The organism is Vibrio sp. V10_P2A27P122, from assembly GCF_963874335.1.
Classification (GTDB): domain Bacteria; phylum Pseudomonadota; class Gammaproteobacteria; order Enterobacterales; family Vibrionaceae; genus Vibrio; species Vibrio anguillarum.
The window spans coordinates 1-7,405 of record NZ_CAWNHY010000063.1; the positions used below are offsets into that span (position 1 = coordinate 1).

The 7,405-nt window shown below is 43.0% G+C and carries 8 protein-coding genes; 4 read left to right on the forward strand and 4 right to left on the reverse strand.

Going from position 1 to position 7,405, the window contains the following annotated elements; genetic code table 11:
- Window positions 1–1,388, forward strand: a 1,388-nt coding sequence (locus AACQ17_RS03630; protein ID WP_141201472.1) for a bifunctional NUDIX hydrolase/phosphatase PAP2 family protein, incomplete at its 5' end; no start/stop codon positions are given.
- Window positions 1,389–1,446: 58 nt separating this feature from the next.
- Here the strand turns inward: AACQ17_RS03630 and yidA are convergent.
- On the reverse strand, window positions 1,447–2,265 hold the full coding sequence (gene yidA, locus AACQ17_RS03635; RefSeq protein WP_017042435.1) for a sugar-phosphatase: 819 nt from the start codon (window positions 2,263–2,265) through the stop codon (window positions 1,447–1,449).
- Window positions 2,266–2,439: 174 nt separating this feature from the next.
- Here yidA and queE point away from each other — a divergent pair, with 174 nt between their 5' ends.
- Both queE and queC read left to right on the forward strand, forming a co-directional pair.
- Window positions 2,440–3,108 carry a 7-carboxy-7-deazaguanine synthase QueE gene (gene queE, locus AACQ17_RS03640; RefSeq protein WP_017047667.1) on the forward strand — a complete coding sequence of 223 codons (669 nt, stop codon included), beginning with the start codon at window positions 2,440–2,442 and terminating at the stop codon, window positions 3,106–3,108.
- Window positions 3,109–3,118: 10 nt separating this feature from the next.
- Window positions 3,119–3,814, forward strand: a complete 696-nt coding sequence (gene queC, locus AACQ17_RS03645) for a 7-cyano-7-deazaguanine synthase QueC (protein ID WP_170935186.1) — start codon at window positions 3,119–3,121, stop codon at window positions 3,812–3,814.
- A 123-nt stretch (window positions 3,815–3,937) separates the two neighbouring features.
- Here queC and AACQ17_RS03650 read toward each other — a convergent pair whose 3' ends face one another.
- The 3 genes from AACQ17_RS03650 to AACQ17_RS03660 form a co-directional block, all read right to left on the reverse strand.
- Window positions 3,938–4,288, reverse strand: coding sequence for a DUF2750 domain-containing protein (locus AACQ17_RS03650; RefSeq protein ID WP_013856942.1), 351 nt, complete (start codon window positions 4,286–4,288; stop codon window positions 3,938–3,940).
- 117 nt (window positions 4,289–4,405) lie between these two features.
- Complete coding sequence (locus AACQ17_RS03655) at window positions 4,406–5,041, reverse strand: OmpA family protein (protein ID WP_094147486.1); 636 nt, start codon at window positions 5,039–5,041, stop codon at window positions 4,406–4,408.
- Entirely contained in the window at window positions 5,022–6,332 is a 1,311-nt protein-coding gene (locus tag AACQ17_RS03660) for a TolC family outer membrane protein (protein WP_013856940.1), read from the reverse strand. Before AACQ17_RS03660 ends, AACQ17_RS03655 begins: the two co-directional genes overlap by 20 nt.
- 432 nt (window positions 6,333–6,764) lie before the next feature.
- Between AACQ17_RS03660 and AACQ17_RS03665 the strand changes: the two genes are divergently transcribed.
- Window positions 6,765–7,405, forward strand: a 641-nt coding sequence (locus AACQ17_RS03665; RefSeq protein ID WP_141201473.1) for a retention module-containing protein, incomplete at its 3' end; no start/stop codon positions are given.

The following is a 7,405-nucleotide window of genomic DNA, read 5'->3' on the forward strand; positions in this document are numbered from 1 at the left end:
CTGTCTTTTTCTGGTCAAGTGTTGGTGTCGCTCAACAACCCGTAACGCTACCAGATAATATTCGTGGTGCTCTATGCCTAGTTAAAGCCGATCATAAGATCGTGCTCGTTAACGAGGTGATCACCAAGCAGATTTCATTGCCAGGAGGGACGATATCTCCCGGTGAATCTCCAGAATTGGCCGCGCAAAGAGAAACATGGGAAGAAACGGGCCTTGTTGTAACGGTAGGGCGCATGTTGGGGTATACGGATACGGCTGTCGTTTACAGCTGTCGCAGTGATTCCGATGTGATTGCTTTTGAGTCAAAAAATAGCCGTAATGGACATGAGTTGCCTATTTGGTTTGCTCCTCATTATGGTGTCGAGGTTGCTAGCGCAATGCTGATCGATCCGTATCGTATTGATGCAAGTCAGTATCGTTACCCTGAGCAATGGGATCGGATCAAAACCATGTATCAAGAAGCGGATAGCCAACCCGTGATTTATGTAGAGAATCTGGTTTCTGCTGCGCCTCGGTTTCACCAAATCGAATTAGGCTGGATGATGAAATTGCAGAATACGGTCGCGGAATGGCCATATACGCTGAGTTCGTCGATTTATCAAATCGCAGTATGGATCACCAAACTGACGGATCCTTTATTGCTGATAGTTTTATTTCCAGTGATTGCCTGTTATCTGGGTAAAGAGTCTGTTTATAAGATATTTTTTGTGGTTACCGTGAGTTCATTATTGTCATTGGTGGCTCAGCAAGGATTTGCATTACCAAGACCTCATGCCTATATACCACTGTTGGAACTTTGCCAAAGTTACGGGTACGGTTTTCCAAGTTTACCGATTGCAGTTTGGTTTGGTGTAGGGATATCACTATTGCGAGCTTTTGATCATCTCGATTTCAACCGAATGTTTGTGGGTTTTATCGTGTTGATGGGGCTATTAATGTTGGCCAAATTCTATATTGGGGAAGCCTTCATCAGCGATATGGTGATAGGTGGATTGTTGGGCGCTCTGGTTGCGTGGCATATTGTTCGTTTAGATGAACAATCTTATACCGACGTCAGAACACTGCTGGGTTCGCGTGGGGTATGGTGGGGTTTAACGATCACAGTTGCACTGCTGGCTATGATCTGGCCCTTGCCTAGTTTCACCGCTTGGTTAGCCATTTTGCTGACGGCATCGGCTTTAGTTATGACAAAGAGCACTGAACCACTACACATCACTCTTCAACGAATGTGGCTGCTGATCATTTTGTTATTAGCACTCAATCAAGTGGTGTTATTTGGTGCCACGCTCGTTTCATACAGCAGTATTTTCTCTTTAATGGTTGAGACGCTCCGCTTGCCAATACTCATGCTCATCTTTGCATGGTTCATGAGAAAATGCCGTGCTTAACCTGGTTGTTTAGTCAACATCCCGATTAAAGACGCCTCGACTGAGGCGTCTTTAATGCCTATTCGTGAGACTCACCGAGTACAAATTTTTCTATAGCAACTGCCACACCATCGTCGTCGTTACTGAGTGTAATATAGTCGGCTAGCTGCTTCGTTTGTTCCATCGCATTTGCCATTGCAATTCCAAGTCCTGCGTATTGCAGCATGTGATGATCATTTTCAGCATCTCCCATACAAATAATGTGTTTAGCCTCGATCCCCAAGTGCTCGGCAATCGCTTTGACACCGACGCCTTTATTACTCTGTGTGTTTAAGAATTCAAGAAAGAATGGTGCACTTTGTACAATGGTAAACTGCTGATAGAGTTCCGGAGGAAGTTGTTCAATGGCTTTCTGTAGCAAGCTCGGCTCTGCCACAATCATTGCTTTGATGATGGGATGATCATCTTCAAGCTGTTCAAAATCCATTTCCGTGATCGGCAGTCCGTTGATTCTTGCTTCAAGCTCGGTATATTCACTGATTTTAGGCGTGATCAGACCATGAACTTGGCTAAAGGCGTGCGTATTCACGTTAAGTTGGTTAGCAAGGTTAGCGACTAATTTTGCAGAGAGGCCATCGATAATTTTGTGATGAATAATTTCACCACTGCCAATGTTTTGAACCATTGAGCCGTTGTAGTAAAGGACAAAATCCTCATTTGAGTTTAAATGCAGTTCTTGCAACTTATCGCGCATGCCATCAATGGGACGTCCAGACGCCAGCACCACTTTTACGCCTTTTTCACGAGCTTTGGCTATAGCCTGTTTTGTTCTGGCTGTGATCTGTTTTTGGCTATTGAGAAGAGTACCGTCCATATCTAAAGCGATGAGTTTATACATGACTTACCTAAATTAAGTGAAGAAGAAAGCCAGCAGCTTATGCAAGTTGAGATATGATCGCCACTGATTTAGTCAAATTTTTACGCACGTGATGGGTTTAGTTTGACCTAAGGCAAGGCATCTATTAAGGTCAGCGACCTGCATTTTTTGATATTGAGTTAGGCTGAGTTTACGTTGTACAAAATTAATGAAATGTTTGAGACCATTCAAGGTGAAGGCGTGCACACCGGCGTTCCTGCGGTTTTTATTCGTTTGCAAGAATGCCCAGTGGGATGCGCTTGGTGCGATACAAAACAGACGTGGGATGCAACGCCGCAAGATGAACGCCCAATCAATGACGTGCTAGCCAAAACCCAAGATAGCCCAACTTGGTGCTCAGTCAGTGCAGAAGAGATGGTGTCGCTCTATAAAACACAGGGTTATCATGCTAAACATATTGTAATTACGGGCGGTGAACCGTGTATTTATGATCTGCGTCCACTTGCGCAAGCATTTGAGGCAATCGGATGTCACATTCAAATTGAAACCAGCGGCACATTCCCGGTTCAAACCTCAGCAAATACATGGGTGACAGTGTCACCAAAAATTGCAATGAAGGGCAAACTGCCTGTACTCGATTCAGCTCTGTTAAGAGCAAATGAGATCAAGCACCCCGTCGCAACGGCTAAAGATATTGAACAGCTAGATGCGTTATTGCTGCGAGCGCAAGTTCCTGATTCAACAGTGATTGCTTTACAGCCTATTAGTCAGAAAGAGCGGGCAACCCAATTGTGCATTGAAACATGCATTGCGAGGAACTGGCGTTTATCGATTCAAACGCATAAATATTTAAGTATTGCCTGAGGAGAGGAAAATGAAAAAAGCCGTTGTGGTATTTAGTGGTGGCCAAGATTCAACAACCTGTTTGGTTCAGGCATTAAAAGAGTTTGATGAAGTGCACGCCATCACCTTTGATTATGGCCAACGCCATAAACTCGAGATTGAGGTTGCCAGCACCTTAGCGAAAAAGTTAGGTGTAGCTGCACATAAAGTCATGGATGTAAGCTTACTCAATGAGTTAGCGATCAGTTCACTCACTCGTGACGATATTCCAGTATCACACGAGTTACAAGAGAATGGGTTACCGAACTCGTTTGTGCCGGGGCGTAACATTCTGTTTTTGACCCTTGCGGGTATTTACGCGTATCAAATAGGTGCAGATGAGGTAATTACCGGTGTTTGTGAAACCGATTTTTCTGGTTATCCGGATTGCCGAAATGACTTTGTTAAAGCGATGAACAGTGCTTTGGTGCAAGGGATGGATCGCCCATTCAACATTCGTACTCCTTTAATGTGGCTAAACAAAGCAGAAACTTGGGCATTGGCGGATCAACATGATGCTCTCGAACTCATAAGACACGAAACACTGACTTGTTATAACGGTATTATTGGTGATGGTTGTGGCGATTGCCCATCATGTGAGCTACGTAAAGCGGGTTTAAACGATTATTTAGTAAACAAAGCGTTGGTGATGAATGCGCTTCACCAAAAGCAAACTGTAACTTTATGATGTATCTAATAATCAACGTATAGATCAAGTGAAATTTAAACGGGTGTTCTAGTGTTTGCGAATGGAATAGCGTGCAAATAGAACACCCATTATTTAGCTCAAGGTACTAAATAGTTCAAGGTACTAAAGGTACATTTTGGCCAAATCTGCAGGTTCTACTTCTTTACCTTCTAAGCTTGCATTCCAGTTGGTGCCAATTAATACACCATCTTCATCAAGGGTAATCAACCAATCTTCTACGAAAATATCGAGAGGGATTTCTAACACTTCGAAGTCAGACCACTCTTCAACGTTGTGAGTTTGTGCATCTTCTTTGGTTGACCAAAAGGGCATAACTTCACTACTTTCAAATTCTGTCGAGTCGCATGCCAGCCAACCATCTTCATTTTTTAAGCCCCATACTAGTTGGGTCTCTTTTGTTTGTTCAATAAACAATTCTAAGTTTGCTTGAAGGTCAGCAGTTAATTTGCTCATTATCTTTATCTCATAAGGTGATGACGCGCAAGGATAGCATTTTGTGCTAGTAAACTCATTACAATTTTAGACAGAAAAAAGGGGCGAAAACGCCCCAATCCTCGATAAATATCGATTTCAACGCTCGCGTTTGGTGAAAATGGTCCACTCTTCTTTCACCGAACCTTTATGGCCGACGACAGTGGCGACAACTTTTCTATTCATCGCATGGCTAATATCATCATCACCATTTTCTGTCAGTTCAGTATCACCAAAACCAACAATACGGACACGAGTATGGCTAATGCCGTAACTAACAAGCGCCTTCTCGACATTATAAGCTCGGTTTTTCGATAACTCTAAGTTATAACCTGGATTCCCAACCTTACTGGCATAACCTTGTAATTCAATCGAAGCTGAAGGGTATTGCTTGAGAAAATTGGCCATTGACCGTATTTGACTTAGAAACACAGGGTTGACTGTCGCTGAATCATTCGCAAACAGAATTCTAAGCTGGAGTTGCTCTTCGGTTTTAATGAAAGTGCCACAACCATCATTATCGATCTCTGACTTCAATGGTGTTTCGGGGCACAAATCTCTGGCATTAATCACACCGTCAAAATCATCGTCACGTAAATCGTCTATTTGATCAGCGAGTGGCATATCAATATATGGATAATCATCTCTAGCAGATGAAGCCGTCGAGGTGATAAAGAGTAAGCTCGCTATCATTGGCCATAAGTATTTCAACATGTTAGTACTCCACCGCATCATGCCACTCTTTGGGTGTATCCACTCTCAACGAACTCAACAATGACCCAGTTGCATTCATAACACGGTATTTTGCATACTGTTCATCGTATTTGGCATCGAGATAACCTTTTCTTGCTTCGAAAAGCTCATTTTCAGTATTCAACACATCCAATAGTGTTCGCTTGCCGAGCTTATATTGTTTTTCATAAGCAATAACCGTATCTGAAGCAGAATCAACATGATCGGCTAAAAATTCTTTTTGTTGTAATGTCAAATCGAGAGCGCTCCAAGATAAACGCAACCCCTCTTCAACACTACGATAAGTCCGATCTCTTAAATCTTTCGCTTTGTTCATTTGGTAGGCTGCACTGTCGGTGCGCGCAGAATCTGAACCACCATTGTACAGGTTGTAACGCATCCTAATCATGGCCGAGAATTCATCGCTGCTACCTTCTATCCCACCGGCATCATCACGCCATGTTTGTGCAGCTTCGAAAGATAACGTTGGGTAATTTGTTCCCTGAGTTTGTTTATATTGAAACTTTGCGGAATCAACATCGGCTTGCGCTACTTTGATGACCGGGTGATCTTGGTAGGCTTTTTCTAAAGCGTCATCAACGGTAAAAGGCAAAGCAGAATGGTCTGCTCTAGGGAAAATTAAATCTTGAGGAGGTTGACCTACCAACCGTTTAAACTGGGTATGTATATCAAACAGATTATTCTGTGCAGCTAAAAGATTGCCATGGGCTTTAGCTAAACGAGCTTCAACCTGAGAAAGATCAGCAGTTGAACCAATGCCTGATTCCACACGCTTTTGTATATCACGATATATTTTCTTATGTACTGAGAGGTTGCTTTCAGAAAGTGTCAGTATTTCAAACGCTTTCGTTGCATCGAGATACACCTTAGTGACCTCTAATGCGATATCTTGAGCGTCAGCTAAGAGTTGGAAACGAACCGATTCGGCATCAGCCGAAGTACGATCAATATCGTTTAAAGTCGAAGAACCATCCCAAATTAGTTGGGTTAAGGTAATGGTGGCTTCTTTACGAGTAAGTTCATTTTCAGTACCAGAGGCTAAATCAACCGCTTCGTAGCCAATACCAGCATCGAGATCGATCCTTGGAAGATAAGCACCAGAAGAGGCTTCGCTATTATAGCGCTTACTCACATATTCGTTATATGCACTTTTAATATTTGGATTGGTTGCAAGCGTTATTGACACCGCTTGCTCAAGAGTCTGGCTATATACAGAGATCGGGAAGCTGAGTGCGATGGCGTAGCTCAACGTTTTCATGTTCATCCAATTCACTTGGGCACTCCTCTAGGGACTTCTACTTCTTTTAAGCCGCAATAGTACGGCATTAGCTGTTGCATTATCGAGACGCTTGATGGAAAAACGCAACAAAATAACATTAAATTCTCATCAGTAAACAGCAACATATTCATTACATTCGTGATTTTAGCAAAGAATCATACACCAAATCATCAATTAACATTTATTAAACATTGTTGATTGTTCTTATAATAAAGTACATCTTTAGTGTGATATTGATTCAAACTATAAATGTGTGACTTAAGTCTCCACCTACGTCACATAAGAAGGTGTAAAAATGGTTTTTCCTTTGTATTACAGGTGTTAAATGCTAATTTATTACCATTAGAAATGACAAATTACGTAGCAAAGATGTAGGAATGTAAACAGTCGCATCGTTGTGAATTCGGAAGTTATTAGAGGCATTATATGGAACTTGGTTCTTTTTCTTTAGGTACAACATTAACTTTCGGTCAGATGATCGTTGTGGATGCAAATGGCAATGTACGGGTGCTTCAGCCAGGAGAAAAAACCTTGCCTGGTGAAATAATCATCAGTGCCAGTAACGCTACCCCAAACGATGTAGGCAATAATAATGATGTACAAATATCAAGAGTTAACGCCGATGGTCGCAACGTAGATATAACTAATGACATCAATGAAATTTTCGCAGCATTAGAGCAAGGCCAAGACCCAACACAGCTAGGCGAAGATCTTGCAACTGCAGCGGGTGAATCGAACGGTTCAAGCCCGACGGGCTCAGTCAGCATCGCTCGCGACGCTTCGGAAACCATAGCCGCAACAGAATTCTCCACGTCAGCACTCACCGCGCTAGGCCTCTCTGAAACACAAAGTTTAACGCTATTAGAAAGCTATTCTCAAAGTGCTTTAGGGTCAATTGTGACGGGCATCAATGGTGCGAACGACGGCGCGAAAATCACAGGCGATGATAGCGGCAGCGTGACCGAAGACGCGGCGGAGAACACCGCGACGGGCACCTTGCTCGCAAGCGACGTGGACAACACAGACAACGTGTTCCAGGCGCAAACCGATGCGGCGGGCCAGTACGG

Excerpts from the sequence above, each read along its gene's own strand:
- yidA (WP_017042435.1), bottom strand. The coding sequence starts at position 2,265 with ATGTATAAACTCATCGCTTTAGATATGGACGGTACTCTTCTCAATAGC.
- queC (WP_170935186.1), top strand. The coding sequence starts at position 3,119 with ATGAAAAAAGCCGTTGTGGTATTTAGTGGTGGCCAAGATTCAACAACC.
- AACQ17_RS03650 (WP_013856942.1), bottom strand. The coding sequence starts at position 4,288 with ATGAGCAAATTAACTGCTGACCTTCAAGCAAACTTAGAATTGTTTATT.
- AACQ17_RS03655 (WP_094147486.1), bottom strand. The coding sequence starts at position 5,041 with ATGATGCGGTGGAGTACTAACATGTTGAAATACTTATGGCCAATGATA.